This window comes from Lactobacillus sp. UMNPBX17, assembly GCF_002553735.1.
Taxonomy (GTDB): domain Bacteria; phylum Bacillota; class Bacilli; order Lactobacillales; family Lactobacillaceae; genus Lactobacillus; species Lactobacillus gallinarum.
Genome location: NZ_PCYT01000006.1, coordinates 32,301 through 52,315 on the forward strand (window position 1 = coordinate 32,301; position 20,015 = coordinate 52,315).

Sequence of the window (20,015 nt, forward strand, 5' to 3'; positions counted from 1 at the left end):
TAAAGGAAGAGAAAAGAAAAACTTCGAAGCTGAACTTTTTTCAACTTCGAAGTTTTTAACCTAGAGAAGGGATTGAGTTAATTTTTTGATCTATACTTTATTTTTTCTGTACCAATTGGATTTTTATCAATTTTTTTGATTTCTGCTAATTTATTTTCATAATCTTTAATGACTAGATCTACATTTTTTCGACCACGCCATGATGCATAGCCAAAAGTAAACATTCCTAGTACACCAATAACCATTAGTATGATTCCGACAATGAAGAAAAACAACATGGATGTATGGAAATAATATATTAGGACTAAACCTATTGCACTAATAGTTAGGAAAAGTTGGAACCAGTAACCTAAGTTACGAAGCATATGTTTTTGATAGTTAACTTCTTTTTTATAACCATTTTGCATTTCTTCAATTGTCATTTGAAATCAACCTTTCTATAAATTAGTACTTCAAACCTGGGTTGAAGAATCCAACTAATACACCGAGGAGTGCGACAACGATCAAAATAATCATTGTCCAAATAGCTGATACATGTTTCTTAGCCATTAACCACCAGCAAAGCAAAGTTACAATTACAGTTAATAAGCCAGGGAAAATACTATCTAACTGCTTTTGCAAATTCAAGAATACCTTACCAGTAGAATCTTTTAATTGGAGTGATGTAGTGACATTTACCCAACTAGCCAAAACACCACCAACAACCATACCACCGATGATTGAAATAGCGTGACGAATAGCTTTACCTTGTTTACCAATTAAGATTGATACGGCTTTGTCACCTAACTTGTAACCACGGAAGTAAAGGAAGCGTTGACCGAAGTATGCGATCAAGTCCCAAACAATGATGTAAAAGATTGCACCAACTGGTGAACCATTTTGTGACATACCTAATGCCAAACCAAGCAAGATAGGAATCAAGGTACCATCAATAAGTGAGTCACCAATACCAGCGATAGGACCCATCAAACCGGCACGCATGTCGTTAATGGTTTCTCCGTCAATGCCTTTACCATTAGCACGAGCCTCTTCCATTGAAGCGGTAGTACCAATAATAACTGAACCAAGCATTGGGTTTGTGTTAAAGAATGCAGTATATGCGTGAATATTCTTTTGTTGCTCTTCTTTATTTGGATAAAGTTCCTTAATAATTGGCAGCATTGAAGCTAAATAGCCGAATGTCTGCATGTGTTCTTGTGAGAAACAGGTTAATGCTCCCCAGAACCAGAGGTTAAAAGATTTATTTAATGTTTTCCTACTAATCTTTTTTTCGTTACCAGCATCCATAATTAGATATCCTCCTCTTCTTCATCATCGTCATCTGAGCTTGAAGCTGAAGCAGTTGAAGCAGATGGACCGTTATCCTTCTTTACACCAAACATTTCAATTTCGTAGAAGATCATAGCGAAAAGCAATGAAATAATAGTAATTGAAACTAAGTTCAAATGTAATGAAGCAGCTAAAGTGAAGCCAACTAAAAATGGAATAAAGTCAACTGAAGTATTAACAATCTGACGAAGCAAAATCGCAATACCAACACATGGAAGCATTGCACCGACAGTGAACAACGTCTTCATTGGAATACCGTCCATTGGTAAAGCATTACGCAAAGCAGTAACGGCTTGTGCACCAAAGTGAGTCATTAACATTGTTGGTAAGAATGAAAAACATAAGTGTGAAAGCCATGGCCAACCGAAGTCAACGCCATAAAGTCTAGTTAACTTATTCTTTTCAATATCTTTCCAACCAAATGCCTGCCAAATCAAGTTCATGAAAGCAACTGCGTAGAATAATACTGAACCAACAGTACCTACCAAGGTACCCAATGATTTAGCTAAGTTAGCAGCATCGCTACTAAATGGATTCAAACCACGTGAACTAATAGCAACCATTGCTAAAGGGATACCAATGTAGGAAATAGCACGAACATCAGCTGCAACAGTACCACCAGGAGTTACCAATGCGATGTAAACCAACTGAGTAGCAACACCACAAGCAATACCTAAAGGAATATTGCCCAAAATAATACCACAGATTAAACCACCGACAAGTGGACGACCGATTGTATAGTTACCAACAGCCTGACCTGCCATACATGAGTTAGAACAAAGACATGCAAACAAACCAAGGATGGCAGCTTGTAACCAACTTATTGTCATTTTTATTCCCTCTTTTTTATTTCAAGTTATTTACCATTGTTTAATAACCAAACTTGTTCTTGTATTTGTCCCAGTAACCAATTTGTTTATCTGGAAGAAGTGCAAAGTGAATCTTGTAGCCTTTTTCTGCCATTGCTTCAAAAGCTTCTCCTTCTTCTTTAGTAAATGATTGATTATCACCAAGCTTAATTGCACCTGGACGATCATTACCTGGCCCTACAACGACTTCTTTAACATCGCTAGGAACGAAGCCCCAATCTACTAAAATCTTCTTCATATCAAGTGGATTCTTAGTAATTAAGAAGTAACGGGTGTTTGAAGCTAAAACCTTGTCCTTAACCTTGTTAAAGTGGTCCATAGTCCAAACGAAACATTTCTTGCCTTGACCTTCTGCAGCTGACTTATATGCTTCTTTTAAAATTGGATTATCATGAGCCTTATCATTAACAGCGATAATGCCGTCACAAGGAACTTCCTTTGCCCAACGAGTGGTAATTAAGCCGTGAATCATACGATCATCAATTCTAACAAGTGATACTGTCATAATTTTTCCTCCTAAAAATTAAATATCATCGTCGTCATCATTATCTGTGGATGATGGAACTTCATATTGTTGTACAGCAGTCTTAGCTTCGCTTAATGCCGTCTTAGCGATAGCTTCTTTATCCATAGTGTCTAAAGAAACGGTTGCCGTTAATGCCATCGTGAAGTTCATCCCACCTAAAACTACAGCTCTGTCTAAATAGCCTCGTGCTGAAAAGACATTTAAGAAAGTAGTTAAAGGACTACCACCGATAATATCGGCTAAAATAATAAACTCATCGTCTTCCTTGAATTTGTGTTGATCAAGAAAGTCTTCAACATCTTGCTTAAAGTCATCAGCAGATTTACCATTATGCAAACATAAGGCAAATACACGATCGTTTGCATCCCCAGCAAACATTTCCAAAGATGTTTTAACTCCTTCCGCAAAGCGGCCATGGGAAACCATGATCAGATATTTCATATTTTCGCTCCTCTCGTTTGTTTACACTGTAAATTTATCATTTAATTAACCGCTTACATAGTGTCAAATGTAACTTGTTTCGAATTTTGATTAATGACATTTGTCACATTTTTTACCTGACTTTTTCGCTTATAATATTTATACAGTTACTATTAACTTTTACTTAAATACTGCTTAATACAATTCTCGCTATTATTTAAGGAAAATCCTATGAGCAAAAAACGATTAAATCTAAATAAATATGCACTAATCGAATGTATTATCGCCATTATTTTAATAATGCTGACTTTAAGCATTTACTTCTGTCACATAGGACAACGCCGTCCTATTAAAATCGGCAGCAGTTATATGACGATGAATAATGAGTTTTACCCTATTATTAATGAACAAATCGCTAACCAGATTAACAATCGGGGTGATCATCTTTATAATCGCGATCCGGCACTAAGCCAGCAAAAACAAATCGAAGAAATTCATTCTTTTATTAACAAGGGTGTACAAGCAATCATTATTAATCCTGTTAATGGAGATTCTAAGAAGTTAAATCAAGCACTTAAAGAAGCCAGAAGCAGAGGGATTAAGATTGTCATTATTGATAGTCCGCTTAAAGATTCGAAAATTGCTGATTGTACAATTGAATCTGCTAATTATCATGCAGGACAATTAAATGCAAAATACATGCTCAAACGACAAAAAAGCGGCAGAATCTTGCTACTAGAACATAGATCTGCCATTTCAGGTGTTGAACGGATTCAAGGATTTATTGATACTCTTAAACATAGTAAAAAGGCAAAGAACTTCAAGATCGTCAAACGTTTAAATACATATGGACAATCTGAAATTTCTTTACCTTTAGTTAAAAAAGCTATTAACAATGGGACTAATTTTGACACCATCATGGCTTTAAATGACCGGGCTGCAATAGGAGCACTAGCCGCAATCGATTCTACTAATTATTCACATCATGTATCCCTTTATAGTGTTGACGGTTCCGAGAATATGAAAAAGATGTTTACACTAAATTCGGACGTAGTAGCTACGGCAGCGCAATCTCCGCTTAAGATGGCTAAAATAGCTATTAATGCAACTTACCGCTTGATAGAGCATAAAAAGGTACCTAAAAAGATCATTGTTCCAGTCTATCTAATTAATAAAAATAATTTAGATCAGCATAATATAAGTGGGTGGCAATAATGAAATTTCATCAAATCGTTAAATTAAGAAATGTTTTATTAGGAATTAACTTTCTCGCTGTTTTATTTAATGCTTCTCTATATCTTTTTATTAGCCGCTACATCAATGAAAATCAACTAGATTATCAACTGCTAACTAGATTAAATTCTATTCCTACTAGTCCAATGGTAATCTTTTCAAGAAGTTTAATTCTTTTCTTTATTTTGGCTATCATCATTATTTTTAGACAAAATGCTGACCTAACTAAGATTAAAAACAATCTCATTCTTCTATTAGAACTTGTTTTAGCATTAGCCATTTTCTTTTCACTAAATATGGCTTACAACGGAATCTTTCTCTTAGTTTTCATCAATCTTTTTCTTAACAATAAAGACGAAGCGGAATTTAATAAATATCGGCTATGGCTATCGACTGGCTTTATTCTGCTTATTCTTTTCTCTATCTCTGATCAAAATTTAATTAATGAAATGATCAAGGCACCAAGTCTATCCTCATACATCACTTTTTTACCACAATCAACAGAATCCATTATTTCCTTTATTCGCAACTTACTTTCTTTAACTAATTTAATGCTCTTTATTATTATTTTGGTTTTGTATGCACACTACTCTATTACACGTGAACAAGAGCTCAAAAATAAATTAGCAATTAGTGAAGAATTCAAATCCATGGCGGATTTAACAGAACATATCTCCCACGATAAAGACCGAGAAAGATTAGCCCGTGATATTCATGACACAATTGGTCATACTCTTACCGGTTTTGCCGTAGGATTAGATGCAGCTATCGTGCTGATTGACGTCAATCCCACCGCTGCTAAAAAACAATTAGGAAAAGTTTCTGATTCTGTTAAAGAAGGTCTATTGAATATTCGCGAATCTTTAAATAGAATCAGACCTGGAGCACTAGATAATTACACGTTCAAGGCTGCACTTGAAGGTTTGCTTAATAAGTTTCAAAACATATCTCACCTTCAAATTGACTTAGAATACAACTGGGATGCTGAAAAATTAGAAAAAACAACAGAAGATGTGATTTTTCATATCATTGAGGAAACCTTTACTAATTCTCTCAAGCACGGTCATGCTACTCAAGTTATGATTATATGTAGTATGAAAGACAACTATTATCAGTTAATAATCCACAATAATGGCCTCAGTACTCCTGATTTTGAGCCAGGAGTTGGCCTAAATTACTTGCAAGATTTAGTATCTAGTTTAGGTGGTCAAATTAAATTTGACGGTAAAGCTGGTTTTACTACTATCGTAATGATTCCTAAGGAAGGTAATAATAATGATTAAAGTTCTTATAGCTGATGACCAGGAATTAATTAAGGATTCAATCAAGATTATCCTTGAGGTTAATCCTAAATACTCTATTACCGATACTGTAACCAATGGTCAAGAAGCTTTGGAAAGTATCGAAAAAAATAAACCGGATATCGTCTTAATGGATATTCGCATGCCGGTAATGGATGGCACGGTTTGTACCAAACATATTAAGGAAAAATATCCTGATATCAAGGTCATTATTTTAACTACTTTTGATGATGATGATTTTATCTTCAGCGCTTTAAAATACGGTGCTTCAGGCTATTTACTTAAAGGCGTATCCCCTGATGATTTATATCAAGCAATTGATACTGTATATTCGGGTGGAGCCATGATTAATCCAGACATTGCTGGTAAAGTTTTCCGTCTCTTTTCTAAAATGGCACAATCTAACTATTCTATTTCGGTCGATGATACCCAGGCAAAGAATTTAAGTAAAAATGAATTACAAATAGTACAACAAGTTGGCTTGGGGCGAACTAACAAGGAAATTGCTAAAAAGTTATTTCTATCAGAAGGAACTGTTAGAAACTATATTTCTAAAATTTTGAGCTGCCTAGAATTACATGATAGAACACAATTAGCTATTTGGGCCGTACAAAAAGGCATTATTAATAAGGATTTTAGCTAATGACTAAAACAAAAAAGGATATTTTATATTTAAGTGTTTTGTTTCTTCTAATTGTGATTACGGCAATAATAAAATATCAAGCTTGGCAGGAGGAACATGTCTTAACAATTGGTATTTATAGTGGTAGTTCCTGGGACGTACCTAATAATCATCAATATCAAGCTTTTGACTATGCCATCAAACAATTCAAGAAGAAGCATCCCCACGTTCAGATTAAATACGAAAATGGAATTCAGAAATCTGACTATCGTAACTGGCTTAGCGAAAAAATCGTTCAAGGTAAAACCCCTGATTTAATGATTGTGCCTGACAATTCATTCAATCTACTGGCACATGATGGTGCTTTTAAAGATTTGTCAGGTTTTATGGCTGAAGACAAAATATCACCTGATCGCTTTTATTCGGTAGCTCTTGATGCTGGTAACTTGAATGATCATCAGTATGCTTTACCCTTTCAAGCTAATCCTCAATTTATGGTAATGAATAAGGACTTACTTTTAAGAAATAAATTATCCATTCCATCATTTAATTGGTCCCCAACCGAGTTAAAAAAGATTTGTCATCAATTAGCACTTATTAAAAGCAAGGATCCAGATCTGGGAATTACCTCTGACTATAAATGGGACAACGCTCTATTAGCTTATAATTACAAACTTAGTAAATCTAAAGATAATCCTATTCAGTTAACTAACAATGCGGCTATTAAAGGATTTAATTTAATCGAGTATTTACAAAATGTTGGTCATACAAGAAAAGTTGATAGCCAATTATTTGATAAAGGAAAGGTTGCATTTACGCCTATTAATTTAGCTAAATATCGTACCTATACTTCTTATCCTTATTATGTAACTAATGAAAAAAGCTTTACTTGGAATTGTTTGCAAATGCCTCATATTAAGAATGCTAAGGCAACTCAAATAGATGTTTCCATGTTTGCAATCGCATCAAAGGCTCGCAATCCCAAACTAGCATGGTCATTTCTGAAGACACTTTGTCTTAATCCCAAGGTTCAACAGAAAGCAATGAAAGTTAACAAGGGATGCTCGGTTTTACCACAGGTCGTTTTAAATCAGAAAACACAAAAGATTTTAAATCAAAATAGTCAAGGTAGTTTATCTACTACTAAGCTGAACGCCATCATGAATAATGGTTGGAATCAACCTAAACTTAGAAATTGGAGTGAAGTTTACAACACATTGGATCATTCCATAATCAACGCCTTAGATACTAATACACTAGATAAACATCTCTTCTATATTCAACAACAAGCTAATTCTATATTGAAAAATTAAATACAAAAAAACTTCGAAGATGAACTTTTTTCAACTTCGAAGTTTTTAATATTTATTTGTTTTCTTGAAATAGAGTGAGAGTGTTGCATTACAGCATTCTTTTAAGGAACTTGATTACTTCGTAATCAAGAATTGTATCTCTAAATGCTAAAGCATTAAGAGCTACAATTACATTCCCATTCCTGGTGCGCCTGCAGGATTACCTGCTGGTTGTGCTGGCTTTGGTTCAGGAATTTCTGCAACAACAGCTTCAGTAGTAAGAAGAAGAGCAGCAATTGAAGCAGCGTTTTGTAAAGCGGTACGAGTTACCTTGGTTGGGTCGATAATACCAGCGTCAACCATGTTTTCCCACTTATCAGTAGCAGCATTATAACCAATTTCGTTTTCTTGGTGTTCAAGCTTGTCTAAGATTACTGAACCATCTTTACCAGCGTTTTCAGCAATTTGACGAACTGGTGCGCTCAAAGCTCTAAGAACAATGTTGATACCTGTTTGTTCATCAGTGGTTTCACCCTTAACTTCACGAACAGCCTTTTCAACATTTACTAAAGCTGTACCACCACCAGCAACGTAACCTTCGTCAACGGCAGCACGAGTTGAGTTCAAAGCGTCTTCAATTCTGTAACGACGTTCCTTAAGTTCAGTTTCAGTAGCAGCACCAACGTGGATAACAGCTACACCACCAGTAAGTTTTGCAAGACGTTCTTGTAACTTCTTCTTGTCGAAGTCTGAAGTTGAGTCTTCGATTTGCTTTCTGATAGTGTCAACACGTTCGTCAATAGCATCCTTTGAACCAGCACCGTCAACAATAGTAGTTGAGTCCTTGGTTACAGTGATACGACGAGCTTGACCTAATTGATCAATCTTGGTGTCCTTAAGTTCAAGACCAAGATCTTCAGTAATAACAGTACCACCAGTTAATGCAGCGATATCTTGTAATTGTGCCTTACGACGGTCACCAAAGCCAGGAGCCTTAACAGCAACAACGTTGAAAGTACCACGAATCTTGTTCAAAACAAGAGTTGGAAGAGCTTCACCAGTTACGTCGTCAGCAATGATCAATAATGACTTACCTTGTTGAACGATTTCTTGAAGTAATGGCAAGATATCTTGGATGTTTGAAATCTTCTTGTCAGTGATCAAGATGTAAGGATTATCAAGGTCTGCTTCCATCTTGTCGTTGTCAGTTACCATGTATTGTGATAAGTAACCACGATCAAATTGCATACCTTCAACTACTGAAAGTTCAGTATTAATACCACGTGAGTCTTCAATAGTGATAACACCATCGTGACCAACCTTTTCCATAGCGTCAGCAATCAAAGCACCGACTTCTTTAGAAGCTGATGAAACAGCAGCAACGTTAGCGATTTGGTCCTTTGATTCAACCTTGTGGCTGATCTTGTGAAGTTCATCAACAGCAGCCTTAGTAGCTTTTTCGATACCGCGACGAATGCCAACTGGGTTAGCACCAGCAGTAACGTTCTTCATACCTTCACGTACGATAGCTTGAGTTAAAACAGTAGCAGTAGTAGTACCATCACCAGCGATGTCGTTAGTCTTTTGAGCTGCTTCAGCAACTAACTTAGCACCCATGTTTTCGTAGTGGTCTTTTAATTCAATTGACTTAGCAATAGTAACACCATCGTTAGTGATGTCTGGGTTACCATAGCTTTGTTCCAAAACAACGTTTCTACCCTTAGGACCAATAGTAGTCTTAACAGTATCAGCTAACTTATCAACACCCTTTAAAAGTGAACGTCTTGCGTTTTCTGAGAATTTAATATCTTTTGCCATAGGTTATCTATGCTCCTTAATCTCGTATTTTAATTTCTAATAATTGCGTCAATTATTTTGCAATTGCTAAAATGTCTTTTTCGTGAAGTACTAAGTACTTTTCACCTTCGTATTCAACGTTGGTGCCAGAATATCTATCGTAGAGAACTACGTCACCTTTCTTAACTGACATAGGAATCTTTTCACCGTTTGATGCGTAAGCACCTTCACCTACGGCTACAACTTCACCTTCAGTTGGCTTCTTCTTAGCGTTAGATGCTAAAACAATACCACCAACAGTCTTTTCTTCTTCATCTTTAACTTTTACGATCACGCGATCACCGATTGGTTGTAACACGTTTAGTCCCCCTTATAATTAGTTTTCTTTTTTAAAATTTTGATATCTTTATCAGTGATTAGCACTCTTATTTCTTAAGTGCTAACTTACAAATATGATAATAACCTGTTTTATTAAAAAAAGCAAGAAAAAATTAGCACTTTTTATAAAAGAGTGCTAATTTTATTTTTATCTTATTTTTAATTAAAAACTACAGTTAGTAAACCTTCAATAATGCCAGAGGTTAATCCCATCGCATAATATTGCTTATATGCATCCCAAAAGCTATTACATTCCTCTTTATCTTTACCATCAACGAAATAATATTTACTATTTTTCTTATTTCTAATGGTTTTAGGCAAAGCATAAAAGATTGCCAAAAATGCCATCAAAACAAAAAGAATAATCGGAAAGAAATAGCCAATAATATTTTGAAAATTATATGCCATCCCTGCTGCAATTACGATTAGCAAGTAAATTACGGCAACCAGTGGATTGCAAATTAAACGTGGTGGCTTCACTTTCATGGATAATAAGATTGAAAAAAGCAGTGGCAAAATCAGAATAATTAATAAGGTCAGTGCATACACATTGTTAATATCTTTTACTTGGTTAGCAAAAGCATGATCTATCTTGCCCCAAAACATGCATAATAGACCAACTACCCAATAAACAGCGGTCATGATCCAAGTGATTTTTAGTGTTTCATTTTTCTTTTTTTTCATTCTCATCATCTCCCCTTTAATTAGCCAAAATTATAGCATGTTGTTAAGGTGTAACACTACTAATAATCAAAATTTAATCAACTCACATCTTTACTCTATTTCAGCATAAAAATCCAATTAGTTGGAATCTTTTGGTCAAATCAGCAAAAGAATTAAGTTAATTAGATTCTTGTTTTAAATAGACATACTAAAAAAGCCCGCAATTGCGAGCTTTTTTACTTGTTCGTCTCCTCTTTGCGAACTAGCTTTCGATATAATTATTTCCGCAGAAAGTTTTATGAGCGGTGGTTGTTTTACCTCCCGGAGGTGAGGTCTATGGTCAATAAACTAGAGAAAGGGTTCAACCATGTCGGTTTACGATTGCATTTCTTTGATGCTCTTGTTTGGGATGTTTGTGTTGGCTTTGCTGACCTACATCGATCATCACGACAAAAAATAAAACGCCACTCAATTCAATAACTTTGGCAGGTTATTTGAGTAGACGTTCGTCAATCTTATAATTTTTAGCCACCGCTCTTAAAGCGGGCTGCAAAGGAGACCTTTGTGTCTCCTTTTTTCTTTACTTAAATTATAACATATTTCGTCCATTCACATATTAATTACACAAAAAGACACCAAGAAATAATCTTTCTTAGTGTCTTCTTTATTTTATCTATCTTTTTAACTTTTTTGTTTTCTAGAGAAGTGTAAGTTATATAAGTTAATGATTAATTATGAGCTGTGACAGCGATCAAATTATCACCGTGTTTGTCGCCAGCGTCGGTAATGCGTTGAACATTTGCGTAGTTAGCAGTGTTAGTAATTACTACCATGACAGTAGTGTCGTAACCTGCTTTCTTCACAGCATCAAGGTCAACTGTACCAAGCTTATCGCCCTTTTCAACTCTTTGACCTTGTTTTACAAAGCTTTCGAAGTGTTCACCCTTAAGGTTTACAGTATCAAGACCGATGTGAATCAATACTTCAGCACCGTCATCTGACTTAATACCGTATGCGTGCTTAGTTTCGTAAGCAATAGTTACAGTACCAGTAACTGGTGAGTAAATTGTACCGTCACTAGGGATAACAGCAGCACCGTCACCCATTAACTTAGCTGAGAATACTTGATCGTTAACCTTAGTTAAGCTTTCTGGAGTACCATCAACTGGTGAAGCAATAACTTCATCCTTTAATGATAATTCCTCCTTACCGAGCTTTTCTGCCTTTTGGTTTTCTTCAGCGTAATCATCAGCATCGTTTACTGGAACGTCTTGTTCAGCAACTTCTTCCTTCAAGTGACCCTTACCATAAACGTAAGTAAGAATGAATGCAACTGCAAAACTGATTGCAACTGAGACAACCCACATTGGGATAGTCTTTGGATAAATTGAAAGGAATCCAAGGAAACCAGCTGAACCAAGAGCTGCAGCAGTTACGTGCATGAAGCCAGCAAATGCAGCAGCAACACCTGAACCGATCAAAGCACAGAAGAATGGGAACTTGTACTTCAAGTTAACACCGAACAATGCTGGTTCAGTAATACCAAGAAGTGCAGATACACCTGATGAACTTGCCAACCCCTTCATCTTCTTGTTCTTAGTCAAGAAGTAAACTGCGAAGGTTGCGGCACCTTGAGCAACGTTAGCCATACATGCGGTAACAAAGATAAAGTCACCAGAACTTGCTGGATTCTTAGCAAATGCTGCCAAAAGTTGAGTTTCAACAGCTGGGAAACTTTGGTGAAGACCAGTAGTAACAATTGCTGAATAAGTCAAACCAAAGACACCCATACCAAAGGCACCAGTAGTGTTGTAAAGCCATACGATTGCATTAGTAATAGCGTCTGAGATACCCTTGAAGACTGGTCCAATAATTACAAAAGTAAGGAAACCAGTAATCATAATTGAAAGAAGTGGTGTAAAGGTAAAGTCAACTGCAGATGGAAGCCATTTGTGGAATCTCTTTTCCAAAATTGATAATACCCAAACTGATACTAAGACAGGAATAACTTGGTATTGGTAGTTAGTTTGTGCAACATGTAAACCAAAGATATCCCAGAACTTAGTAGCACCACCCAAGTTAGGTGTGGTCATAATCATACCGATTGCAGCACCCAAGAATTGGTTAGCTCCAAACCTTTTAGCCGCCGACATACCTACCAGAATTGGCATAAAGATAAATGGAGCAGCTGACATGACTTGGATCATGTTAGAAAGGCCAGCAATATTAGGTGCCATTTGAACAACTGACTTAGAACCAAATAGTCCTGGTGAAGTCAAGAAGTTGTTCAAAGCCATCAACAAACCACCAGCAACTAAGGCTGGAATGATTGGAACAAAGATGTCAGACAAAAGTTTAATGAAATCCATTACTGGATTCTTCTTTTTACCTTCTGCAGCGACCTTCTTCAAATCATCGGTTGATAATTCTTTCAAGCCAGTGATCTTAATGAATTCATCATAAACATCATTAACATCCCCTGGCCCAATAATAACTTGATATTGGCCATTAGTCTTAAAGGTACCTTTAACATCTGGATCGTTGTCCAATGCTTTTTGGTCAACCTTTGAGTCATCTTTTAAAACTAAACGCAAACGAGTAGCACAGTGAGCACCAGCGATAATATTGTCGCGGCCCACGTCTTTAATTACTCGTTCAGCCACCTTTCTGTGGTCCATATTTGTTTCCTCCTATGTAAACGTTTTATTCTCAATTCACTAACTATGATAACGCATTCATGAAATATGTCAATCGTTTGACAGAAATTTCTTTATTTATTTTACAGACTTATGACTTAATAAGCCAATTTTGCTGATATAAAATATGATAAGCGTTTGACACATTTTTTATTATCTACTAAAATACAAATGAAAGATAACGCTTACACGGAGGCAAAATTATGGAATGGACAAGAGAAAAACGTTATTTACCTTATAGTAAATGGGATGCAGAGACCTTACTTGACTTACAAGCAGAGGCCGCAAATTCCGCTTATCAAATGCATTACCATTTACACCCTATTTCAGGTTTAGTTAATGATCCAAATGGATTTTCTTATTTTAATGGTGAATATCACCTGTTTTATCAATCATATCCATTTGGTGCTGTTCACGGTTTAAAATCATGGGTCCACTTCAAGTCTCAAGACTTAGTTCACTGGATCAATCTCGGCTTAGCTGTTAAGCCTGACAGCATGGCAGATTCACACGGTGCCTACTCAGGTTCTGCTCGTGAAATCGACGGCAAATTATTCTTAATGTACACAGGTAATCACCGTGATGAAAACTGGGTTCGCACTCCTTACCAAATTGGTGCTTGGATGGATAAAGATGGTGTCGTCAAAGACAAAACTGTTTTATTCAAGAATCCTGATCACATCACTGAACATTTCCGCGATCCTCAAATTCTTAAGGAAAATGACACTTACTATGCGATTTTAGGTGCACAAGACAAAGCTGAAAAACACGGTCATATTGATGTTTGGAAATCTAAGGATCTTAAGAATTGGGAAGAATTAGGCTTCTTAAACTTATCAGATCACGTTTTAGGCTACATGATTGAATGTCCTAACATTGTTCGCGTCGGCGGTAAAGTCGTAGTCATTTTCTGCCCTCAAGGTTTAGATAAAAAGATTGCAGACTATGATGATATTTACCCTAACATGTATGTGATTGCCGATGACATTGATTTTGAAAATCACTGTTTAATCAACCCAGGTCCTTTACACAACCTCGACGAAGGCTTCGATGTTTATGCTACACAAGCATTTAACGCCCCTGATGGTACTGCATACGAAGTTAGCTGGGTTGGTTTGCCTGATACCACTTACCCAACCGATGATGAAAATTGGGCTAACTGCTTAAGCCAAGTTAAGAAGTTGAGTATTCATGATGGCAAACTAATTCAAGAACCAGTTGAAACTATCAAGTCATTACGCAGAAATGAAGAAAAAGTTAGTGGTAAGACAATAAAAGAAAATACTACCGGCCAATATGAATTAAAGTTAAATATTTCAGCTAACCAAACTGGCACTTTGCACTTTGCTGCTAACGATGATTTAAGCGAAAGCTTGCAAATCAAGTTTGATACCAACGATGGAAAATTAACTTTGGATCGTGCTCAGGCTGGGAAGAAAGTAGCAGTTGATTATGGCACCACTAGATCTACTAGCTTTACTCCACACGAAGACTTAAAACTTGATATTTTTGTCGATCACTCATTAGTAGAAATCTTCGTTAACGGTGGCGAACATGTTCTAACTGGCAGATTTTTCACTGATCCAGTTAACCAACGAATTAAATTTGATCAAGATACAAATTATCAAGGAACTTTCTACAATATGGAAACGATCCTTTAATAAGGTGATATTATGGCAGTAAAATTGACAGATGTTGCACAAAAAGCTGGTGTTTCAGTAACAACTGTCTCTCGAGTAATTAATAATCATGGCTATTTAAGCGATAAAACCAAACATAAAGTTTTCACAGCTATGAAAGAATTAAATTATCAACCTAATTCCCTTGCTCGATCACTTCAAGGCAAAAAAATGAAATTAATTGGATTGATTTTCCCAGAAATAACCAATCCATTTTTTGCGGAACTAATACAAGATATCGAAAACATTTTATTTGAAAAGGGATATAAGATAATCCTTTGTAATGCTCAAAGAGATAAAGAAAAAGAACGTGCCTACCTAAAAATGCTCTTAGCCAACCAGGTTGATGGTATTATTGCCGGAGCTCATAATTTAGGAATCGAAGAATATCAAGAATTAGGATTGCCGATTGTTTCTTTTGATCGTAAATTATCCGAAAATGTACCTATTGTCAGTTGTGATAATTATCAAGGAATCAAATTAGCAGTACATGATTTAATTCAAAGTGGTTGTCATAAAATTTTCTTTTTAGGAAATAAACAATTAAAAGGTAACCCTACAGACCAACGATTAAAGGCCTATTTAAACGAAGCAGAAAATTTAAATTTTACTCCCCACATTTGTTCAGTAGCATTTTCTGATTCTACATTATTGAAGAATATAACTATTCACGAAATGCTGCAAAATGATCATCCTGATGGTGTTGTTTGCACAGATGATTTAACCGCAATCTTAGTTTTACAAGAAGCACGAAAGTTAGGATTAAAAGTACCTGAAGATTTAAAAGTAATTGGCTTTGATGGTACTAAACAAATTCAAACTTACCATTCTGAATTATCAACAATTGCTCAACCCATCAATGATATAGCTATTTTGTTAGTTAAACTTTTGCTTCAAAGAATTAGTGATCCTAATAAAGAACTTAACAAAAAGCATTACATCTTACCTGTTAAATTAATTAAAAGTTTAACAACCGCATGAAAATAAGGCTTGGAGATTTCCAAGCCTTATTTTTTAGACATATTCTATTTTGATATCACTCATGCTCGAACGACCTTGAATAATTAAAGTTGGTCCACCACCGTTAGACGTACCATCAATTTCAAAATCACCTGACATGAAAGTAGATGCCATGTTGCTTTCTACCTGCCATGATAATGGTAAATAGATCGTCAAATCTGTCATTGTTATATTGACATTCATTGTCACTGTTTCATTTGCTGCCTGAGCATCATCTAAGTATAAGTTAACATCACTCATTTTAGCATTCACATCGATTGTCTCTAGTGCTTTAGAATGAATATAACGAGAAGTGTCTGACATAGTTTGATCAACTACTACATGAGAACCTTGTTCTTTGCTTACTGTATCAGTAAAGATATGATCTGTAAGATTTTCTCTTTTGTCCCTAAAGTTTTTAATTTTCTTATTTGCATAAACCACCGTATGAAATCGATTGCGAAAAATAATCCCCAATCCAATTGAAATTAGGACTGCTGCAAGTAAAATAGTCCACGGTACCAACCGAGTAATATGTAGTGGTTCAGCGAAAATCATTAAAATGAACGCAACAGAAAAGACACTCTCAGTGATCCGACGATTAATTAATCCATCTAATAAACTGATTGCAAAAATCACTGTCCCAATCGCAGCCCAGAACCCTAGTCTGTAAGTCCAAATCCCCATTTGGTTTAAAACTACAAACAATGCACAGGCAATAAAGAAGATGCCCCAAAAAGCTCGTCCCAATTTACCTCTCATTGAAAATTCCTTCTTTCTTCTAAACGATTACGCAAATCACGATAATAATGCCGCGATACATAGACCGTTTTATATGATTCTTCAAATTTAATCTGACAGTTAGAAATCGAACGTGTAATGGCATATATTTTATCCAAATTCAAAATAGTAGATTTAGCTACTCGCATAAAATTGCCGCCCAATATATCTTCTAACTCATACAATTTGTATTTAACTTGATAAGCATTTTTCGTCGTATGAGCCATGACGATCTTACTGTCAGTTTCAAAGAAAAGGATGTCGCTTAAATTCAAATAATAAGAGACATCATCTTTGATAGCTTCGATCTGCTCAAGATTAGGCGTTTGTTTCTGCAAGGCATGATACAATTGTTCAATTTCTGGCGTTAATTCCGAAGCATTAATAACTATTTCTGTCTCCTTTTGATTAGGATCAATATTTAATTTTACCTTCAAGCTTCATCCCTCCCTTCGACTTAACTATATTAAACCAAGAATCTTGCGTGAAAACTAGCTATTTAGACTAAGTGGTCAATTTTCATGACTAAGAGGTAAAAAAGACTACCTTTCATTTAGAAAAGTAGTCTTTTAAGATTATAATTCATCGTTCTTTTGCTTTTCAGAATCTAAAAAGTAAATCAATGTTTGCAATTCTGTTGCCAAATCTACATTTTGCACTCTTACACTTGCAGGAGCAGATAATCTAATCGGTGTAAAGTTCATAATTCCCTTAACTCCCGCATCTACCATTTCATCAGTAGTCTTTTGGGCAGCGGTTGAAGGAACAGTTAAAATAGCAATTGAAATTTGTTGATCACTTAATTGCTGCTTTAAATCTTTCATATCGTAAACAGGAACGCCGCTTAGGATACGACCTGTAATTTTTTTATTAATATCAAAAGCACAAGAAATTCTAATATTGTTGCTTCGCTTAAAATTGTAATTAAGTAACGCCCTTCCCAAGTTACCAACACCAACTAAAGCAACGTTTGTCAATGTATCTTGATTTAAAATCTTTTTGAAAAAGCTCAGCAAATTCTTTACATCATAACCATATCCGCGCTTACCTAAAGCACCAAAATATGAGAAATCTCTTCTAATCGAAGCACTATCAACTTGAACTGCCTCAGATAGTTCAGTGGAAGAAACCTTATCCTTGCCTTCTTCATTTAAAATGATCAAATAACGATAATATAAAGGTAGTCTTTTTGCTGTTGCTTTTGGAATTTTTATTCTATCCATAATAGAAGCCCCCAACTGTATTTCATGTTTGTGAATGCACAATCAAGCATATCTATCATACCTGTTAACAGGGTGTTTGTCCAAACATATTTTTCACAAAGATTATTTTTCACATGTATTTAGTATTCGATCACTTTCTACCATATGGTAGAATAATGGTTAGGTGAAAAATTATGATTATTGCACAAGGACACGATTTAGAACAACAATTTGGTGCCAACACTTTATTTAAAAATGTTACTTTTTCAATCGATTCTAATGCCCGAATCGGTTTAGTTGGTCCCAACGGGGTCGGTAAAACTACCCTATTAAAAATTATGACAGGCGAGCAAGAACCAACTCACGGTGAATTCACTGTTAACAAGGGCATTGATGTAGGTTACATTGCTCAGGAAAATGCATTAAACGAAGACAAGACCATTTGGGATGAAATGGAATCTGTTTTTGCACCCTTAATAAAGGAAGCAAAAAGTTTAACTCACATGCAAGAACAAATTGCGGAACATCCCGAAGACCAGGAACTGCTTAAGCAATATGACCAAAAGCAATTTGCTTTTGAACAAAAAGGCGGTTATACCTACCAATCAGATATTAAGAGTATCCTGAATGGTTTCAAGTTTCCAGAAAATACTTGGCAAAAGAAGATTGGCAGCCTTTCTGGCGGTGAAAAGACTAGATTAGCTTTCGTAAAGTTGCTTCTGCGTAAGCCCGCATTGCTTTTGCTAGACGAACCTACTAACTACCTTGACTTGGATACGCTTGATTGGTTGGAAGGCTTTTTGAAGAACTATAGCGGTGCAATTTTGGTTGTATCCCACGACCAGTACTTCTTAGATCATTTGGCAACTCAAATCTTCGAATTGCAATTTGGTAAATTAACTCCATTTAAGGGTAATTATTCTGCTTACGTAATGCAGCGTGAACAACGTGATAAAGATCAAGAAGCAGCATATGAAAAGCAACAGGCCGAGATCAAAAAAGACGAAGAATTTATTCAAAAGAATTTAGTAAGAGCTACTACTACCAAACGTGCTCAGAGTCGTCGTAAAAAGCTTGAAAAAATCGAACGAATCAAGCCACCAAAGCATAAGAACAAGGTTCGAATTCACTTTAATAGCGAGCGCCCTTCTGGTAAGGAAGTTTTAATTCTTAACGATTTAACTATTGGTTATCCAGACAAAACAATGGTTAGTGATATTTCCTTCCAAATTAATAAAGGTGATCGTGTAGCTATTATTGGACCAAATGGTATCGGTAAATCTACATTACTTAAAACCATTATGAAACAATTGCAGCCTAAAGGTGGTTCCATTAAATACGGCGCATCTTTAGACATCGGGTATTATGATCAGGAATTGCAAAGACTTGATCCTTCTAAGACCGTTTTGGACACTGTTTGGGATCGTCATAAGACAATGCCAGAACGTGATGTTCGTTCAATCTTGGCCAGTTTTCTTTTTACTGCTAAAGATATTGATAAAACTGTCGGACAACTATCCGGTGGTCAAAAAGCCAGATTAACTTTAACAGTTCTTTCTCTTGAACACGATAACTTCTTGTTGATGGACGAACCTACCAACCACTTGGATATCGAAGCAAAAGAAGTGCTTGAAAAAGCACTAAAAGACTTCGATGGCACTTTGCTCTTCGTTTCTCACGACCGTTACTTCATTAATCAATTAGCTAATAAAATTGTTTCTGTTAGAAATAGTCACGCCAAGATATATAATGGTAATTATTCTTACTATCTTGATGAAAAAGCAAAGCAAGAAATAGCTGCCTCATCTTCAACAGAAGTTCAACCTACTAAACAAGTCAGCCAGCAAAAGCTTTCTTACCAAGAACAAAAACAGCGTGATTCACAAAAGAGAAAATTGCAGCGCGCAATTGACCAAGCTGAACAAAAGATTGAAGAATTAGAAGAACAAGAACAAAGTATTCAAAATGAAATGGCAAATCCTGATATTGCTTCCAATTTTGATAAGCTTGGACCACTTCAAGAGCAATTATCTGATGTTCAAAAACAGCTAGATGATGCAAATAACGCTTGGGAAAAAGCAATCGAAGAAATGGATAATTTTGAATAACATATCTAAAGACTTCCACAATATGTGGTAGTCTTTTTTGTGTTTATGGCTATATTAAGTAACGGATTTTTCTACGTAAAGTCAAGCATAATAAGAAGTTTGGCTTCATTTTTTGTTTAAA

At 35.6% G+C, this 20,015-nt stretch carries 20 protein-coding genes; 8 read left to right on the forward strand and 12 right to left on the reverse strand.

From position 1 onward, the window contains the following. Positions 1–77: 77 nt before the first annotated feature. From CP368_RS02095 to CP368_RS02115, 5 genes are read right to left on the reverse strand one after another with little or no spacing between them, the layout of a single operon-like run. Complete coding sequence (locus tag CP368_RS02095) at positions 78–422, reverse strand: PTS fructose transporter subunit IA (RefSeq protein ID WP_098045711.1); 345 nt, start codon at positions 420–422, stop codon at positions 78–80. A gap of 22 nt (positions 423–444) precedes the next feature. After that, the gene (locus CP368_RS02100; RefSeq protein ID WP_098045712.1) at positions 445–1,287 is read right to left on the reverse strand and encodes a PTS system mannose/fructose/sorbose family transporter subunit IID; all 843 of its coding nucleotides are present in this window, start codon (positions 1,285–1,287) and stop codon (positions 445–447) included. A 2-nt stretch (positions 1,288–1,289) separates the two neighbouring features. Beyond that, entirely contained in the window at positions 1,290–2,159 is an 870-nt protein-coding gene (locus tag CP368_RS02105) for a PTS sugar transporter subunit IIC (RefSeq protein WP_098045713.1), read from the reverse strand. Between the two features lie 40 nt (positions 2,160–2,199). Then, positions 2,200–2,703: a PTS sugar transporter subunit IIB gene (locus tag CP368_RS02110; protein ID WP_098045714.1), complete on the reverse strand. Its 504-nt coding sequence runs from the start codon at positions 2,701–2,703 to the stop codon at positions 2,200–2,202. Positions 2,704–2,721: 18 nt separating this feature from the next. Then, a complete protein-coding gene (locus CP368_RS02115; RefSeq protein WP_098045715.1) occupies positions 2,722–3,165 on the reverse strand; it encodes a PTS sugar transporter subunit IIA in 444 nt (147 codons plus the stop codon). A 210-nt stretch (positions 3,166–3,375) separates the two neighbouring features. Between CP368_RS02115 and CP368_RS02120 the strand changes: the two genes are divergently transcribed. From CP368_RS02120 to CP368_RS02135, 4 genes are read left to right on the forward strand one after another with little or no spacing between them, the layout of a single operon-like run. Next, positions 3,376–4,359 carry a substrate-binding domain-containing protein gene (locus CP368_RS02120; RefSeq protein ID WP_098045716.1) on the forward strand — a complete coding sequence of 328 codons (984 nt, stop codon included), beginning with the start codon at positions 3,376–3,378 and terminating at the stop codon, positions 4,357–4,359. Continuing rightward, entirely contained in the window at positions 4,359–5,660 is a 1,302-nt protein-coding gene (locus CP368_RS02125) for a sensor histidine kinase (RefSeq protein ID WP_098045717.1), read from the forward strand. The genes CP368_RS02120 and CP368_RS02125 overlap by 1 nt, the downstream gene beginning before the upstream one ends. Next, positions 5,653–6,321, forward strand: coding sequence for a response regulator transcription factor (locus CP368_RS02130; RefSeq protein WP_098045718.1), 669 nt, complete (start codon positions 5,653–5,655; stop codon positions 6,319–6,321). Before CP368_RS02125 ends, CP368_RS02130 begins: the two co-directional genes overlap by 8 nt. Continuing rightward, positions 6,321–7,613 carry an ABC transporter substrate-binding protein gene (locus tag CP368_RS02135; RefSeq protein WP_098045719.1) on the forward strand — a complete coding sequence of 431 codons (1,293 nt, stop codon included), beginning with the start codon at positions 6,321–6,323 and terminating at the stop codon, positions 7,611–7,613. Before CP368_RS02130 ends, CP368_RS02135 begins: the two co-directional genes overlap by 1 nt. A 168-nt stretch (positions 7,614–7,781) precedes the next feature. On the opposite strand, the gene groL is transcribed toward CP368_RS02135, so the two are convergent. The 3 genes from groL to CP368_RS02150 all read right to left on the reverse strand — a co-directional run bounded on the left by groL (position 7,782) and on the right by CP368_RS02150 (position 10,460). Then, the gene (groL, locus tag CP368_RS02140) at positions 7,782–9,410 is read right to left on the reverse strand and encodes a chaperonin GroEL (RefSeq protein ID WP_025005191.1); all 1,629 of its coding nucleotides are present in this window, start codon (positions 9,408–9,410) and stop codon (positions 7,782–7,784) included. A gap of 52 nt (positions 9,411–9,462) precedes the next feature. Continuing rightward, the gene (groES, locus tag CP368_RS02145) at positions 9,463–9,747 is read right to left on the reverse strand and encodes a co-chaperone GroES (protein ID WP_003627770.1); all 285 of its coding nucleotides are present in this window, start codon (positions 9,745–9,747) and stop codon (positions 9,463–9,465) included. Between the two features lie 179 nt (positions 9,748–9,926). After that, entirely contained in the window at positions 9,927–10,460 is a 534-nt protein-coding gene (locus CP368_RS02150; RefSeq protein ID WP_098044056.1) for a hypothetical protein, read from the reverse strand. 379 nt (positions 10,461–10,839) lie between these two features. On the opposite strand from CP368_RS02150, the gene CP368_RS02155 reads away from it, so the two are divergent. Beyond that, on the forward strand, positions 10,840–10,890 hold the full coding sequence (locus tag CP368_RS02155; RefSeq protein WP_324170368.1) for a hypothetical protein: 51 nt from the start codon (positions 10,840–10,842) through the stop codon (positions 10,888–10,890). Positions 10,891–11,158: 268 nt separating this feature from the next. Here CP368_RS02155 and CP368_RS02160 read toward each other — a convergent pair whose 3' ends face one another. Beyond that, positions 11,159–13,108, reverse strand: a complete 1,950-nt coding sequence (locus tag CP368_RS02160) for a sucrose-specific PTS transporter subunit IIBC (RefSeq protein ID WP_098045720.1) — start codon at positions 13,106–13,108, stop codon at positions 11,159–11,161. Between the two features lie 221 nt (positions 13,109–13,329). On the opposite strand from CP368_RS02160, the gene CP368_RS02165 reads away from it, so the two are divergent. Beyond that, positions 13,330–14,787: a sucrose-6-phosphate hydrolase gene (locus CP368_RS02165; protein WP_098045721.1), complete on the forward strand. Its 1,458-nt coding sequence runs from the start codon at positions 13,330–13,332 to the stop codon at positions 14,785–14,787. Between the two features lie 12 nt (positions 14,788–14,799). After that, entirely contained in the window at positions 14,800–15,786 is a 987-nt protein-coding gene (locus tag CP368_RS02170) for a LacI family DNA-binding transcriptional regulator (protein WP_087175999.1), read from the forward strand. Positions 15,787–15,819: 33 nt separating this feature from the next. Here CP368_RS02170 and CP368_RS02175 read toward each other — a convergent pair whose 3' ends face one another. The 3 genes from CP368_RS02175 to CP368_RS02185 form a co-directional block, all read right to left on the reverse strand. Further along, a complete protein-coding gene (locus CP368_RS02175; RefSeq protein WP_087175998.1) occupies positions 15,820–16,566 on the reverse strand; it encodes a hypothetical protein in 747 nt (248 codons plus the stop codon). Continuing rightward, positions 16,563–17,021: a LytTR family DNA-binding domain-containing protein gene (locus tag CP368_RS02180; RefSeq protein WP_025005198.1), complete on the reverse strand. Its 459-nt coding sequence runs from the start codon at positions 17,019–17,021 to the stop codon at positions 16,563–16,565. The genes CP368_RS02175 and CP368_RS02180 overlap by 4 nt, the downstream gene beginning before the upstream one ends. 138 nt (positions 17,022–17,159) lie before the next feature. Beyond that, positions 17,160–17,807, reverse strand: coding sequence for a redox-sensing transcriptional repressor Rex (locus CP368_RS02185; protein ID WP_025005199.1), 648 nt, complete (start codon positions 17,805–17,807; stop codon positions 17,160–17,162). 173 nt (positions 17,808–17,980) lie between these two features. Here CP368_RS02185 and CP368_RS02190 point away from each other — a divergent pair, with 173 nt between their 5' ends. After that, positions 17,981–19,894, forward strand: coding sequence for an ABC-F family ATP-binding cassette domain-containing protein (locus CP368_RS02190; RefSeq protein WP_098045722.1), 1,914 nt, complete (start codon positions 17,981–17,983; stop codon positions 19,892–19,894). Positions 19,895–20,015 lie beyond the last annotated feature (121 nt).

Bases quoted from the DNA above. Each gene is read 5' to 3' on its own strand.
- CP368_RS02095 (WP_098045711.1), bottom strand. From the start codon at position 422: ATGACAATTGAAGAAATGCAAAATGGTTATAAAAAAGAAGTTAACTAT.
- CP368_RS02100 (WP_098045712.1), bottom strand. From the start codon at position 1,287: ATGGATGCTGGTAACGAAAAAAAGATTAGTAGGAAAACATTAAATAAA.
- CP368_RS02105 (WP_098045713.1), bottom strand. From the start codon at position 2,159: ATGACAATAAGTTGGTTACAAGCTGCCATCCTTGGTTTGTTTGCATGT.
- CP368_RS02110 (WP_098045714.1), bottom strand. From the start codon at position 2,703: ATGACAGTATCACTTGTTAGAATTGATGATCGTATGATTCACGGCTTA.
- CP368_RS02115 (WP_098045715.1), bottom strand. From the start codon at position 3,165: ATGAAATATCTGATCATGGTTTCCCATGGCCGCTTTGCGGAAGGAGTT.
- CP368_RS02120 (WP_098045716.1), top strand. From the start codon at position 3,376: ATGAGCAAAAAACGATTAAATCTAAATAAATATGCACTAATCGAATGT.
- CP368_RS02125 (WP_098045717.1), top strand. From the start codon at position 4,359: ATGAAATTTCATCAAATCGTTAAATTAAGAAATGTTTTATTAGGAATT.
- CP368_RS02130 (WP_098045718.1), top strand. From the start codon at position 5,653: ATGATTAAAGTTCTTATAGCTGATGACCAGGAATTAATTAAGGATTCA.
- CP368_RS02135 (WP_098045719.1), top strand. From the start codon at position 6,321: ATGACTAAAACAAAAAAGGATATTTTATATTTAAGTGTTTTGTTTCTT.
- groL (WP_025005191.1), bottom strand. From the start codon at position 9,410: ATGGCAAAAGATATTAAATTCTCAGAAAACGCAAGACGTTCACTTTTA.
- CP368_RS02150 (WP_098044056.1), bottom strand. From the start codon at position 10,460: ATGATGAGAATGAAAAAAAAGAAAAATGAAACACTAAAAATCACTTGG.
- CP368_RS02160 (WP_098045720.1), bottom strand. From the start codon at position 13,108: ATGGACCACAGAAAGGTGGCTGAACGAGTAATTAAAGACGTGGGCCGC.
- CP368_RS02165 (WP_098045721.1), top strand. From the start codon at position 13,330: ATGGAATGGACAAGAGAAAAACGTTATTTACCTTATAGTAAATGGGAT.
- CP368_RS02170 (WP_087175999.1), top strand. From the start codon at position 14,800: ATGGCAGTAAAATTGACAGATGTTGCACAAAAAGCTGGTGTTTCAGTA.
- CP368_RS02175 (WP_087175998.1), bottom strand. From the start codon at position 16,566: ATGAGAGGTAAATTGGGACGAGCTTTTTGGGGCATCTTCTTTATTGCC.
- CP368_RS02185 (WP_025005199.1), bottom strand. From the start codon at position 17,807: ATGGATAGAATAAAAATTCCAAAAGCAACAGCAAAAAGACTACCTTTA.
- CP368_RS02190 (WP_098045722.1), top strand. From the start codon at position 17,981: ATGATTATTGCACAAGGACACGATTTAGAACAACAATTTGGTGCCAAC.